General features: G+C 39.7%; 1 protein-coding gene. It reads right to left on the reverse strand.

Features of this window, described 5'->3' with window-relative positions:
- Window positions 1-56: 56 nt before the first annotated feature.
- Window positions 57-740, reverse strand: coding sequence for a DALR anticodon-binding domain-containing protein (locus tag O9290_RS18820; protein WP_288057336.1), 684 nt, complete (start codon window positions 738-740; stop codon window positions 57-59).
- Window positions 741-1,508: the final 768 nt, after the last annotated feature.

Genomic DNA, 1,508 nt, shown 5'->3' on the forward strand with positions numbered 1-1,508 from the left:
GTCTCCCGTCTCCCGTCTCCTGTCTCCTGTCTCCTGTCTCCTGTCTCCTGTCTTCGTTAAAGTTCCGTCATCGGCAGCAGTTGCCATTTTTGACGGAGAAGACGGTTAAGTAGTTTTTGACTGACGCTAATCAGGATTAATCTCGATCGCTGAATTGGGGCCGATTCTCCGATAATGCGACATTTACGCTCAAAATTGAGCATCGCTTCGCACAAATTCGCAGTTAAGGGATAGAGTTTCTGGCTTTCCCAACAATCACAAACGGTTAAAATTTGCAGGATTAAGGCTATTTCGGCGGGATGATGCCATGATAATAGTTCTGGCTCGATTAATCTAACTTTTTCCCGATTGAGCAGTTGTAACAAACTAGAATAGCGAGCGTGGGTGTATTGAAATAAAAAGAAAAATTCTCCTCTGGGATGGAAAGGAAGCTGATCGGAGAAAAATTTATCAATTAAATCATTTAGTTTTAGTAACCAAAAGGACAAAAATTGCTGATCTAATAATAATTCTAGCCATCCTTCCTTAAGCTGAATTTGCGGAAAAAGGGCGATTAAATGGTTAAATATGGTTTGACATTGAACGGGCGTAAAATGATAAAACAGAGGTGAACGATAGAGAATACTATCAGTCTTTGGGCAACGATAAAAAGTTAATTTATGCTTTTTTTCTGGAAAAATATGAATTAATTGTTGTTTTAAGCAATGCTCGATCGAGGGGTGATTGTAGATAAAATTCATGCTCAGAAGGGTAAACGTAGTCTTATCAAATGGCTCTTTTGAACATTGGGTGAAAAATATTCATCATGTTACATTATGGACGCAAACAGTTTGATAAACTCACTGACCAGGTTGCGTCCCCACCTGCGCGTAGTGTAATTGGTAGGGGCATACAGCCTACTACCTTTCTTTGAGAAGATTTGCTGATCACCATAACTCCAAGAGAGCCTACCAAATTAATACTAAATCCGTTGAGTGTAGGCTACTTATAGAGGAGAGGCACTCATGCAACAGGCAAGAGGCTTACCCTTAAACTACGAACAGCTTATCGAATAAGACTTGCCATCATAGCCTAAAAAAGGGGAAAAAAGGGGGACTAAATTTTAACCAATATCAAACTTTTTCTTAAACTTTAGACAAAGTTTATGTGTAAAGGTACAGACAGTTGATATTTACCCCACATTCCGCACCCTCAACTGTCACATAAGCTGTCCCCCTCCAGAGACTTGAGTAAAAATACTTAGCTGGTGAAGGTTTTCTCGGTGGCCGCTAGGGCGGTCTTGAGACCCCTAATTATGAAAAAATAGGAATTGTTGGAAAACTGAGGCGAGTGGACTGTTCGACCAGGAATCAATCAACAGAAATTGAAGGTAATGATTTGGTAGTAGTGGCGTAGCCCTCTTGCTTACCTGGTATGAATTGTGTAAAATATTTATGAATAAAAATAATTGGAACCCGCTCAGTCTTTAAACCTCTAGCTTGCTCATGACTTTTCTGATAAATATCTTT

Source organism: Microcystis sp. LE19-41.2A (genome assembly GCF_027530405.1).
In the GTDB taxonomy this organism is placed as follows: domain Bacteria; phylum Cyanobacteriota; class Cyanobacteriia; order Cyanobacteriales; family Microcystaceae; genus Microcystis; species Microcystis aeruginosa.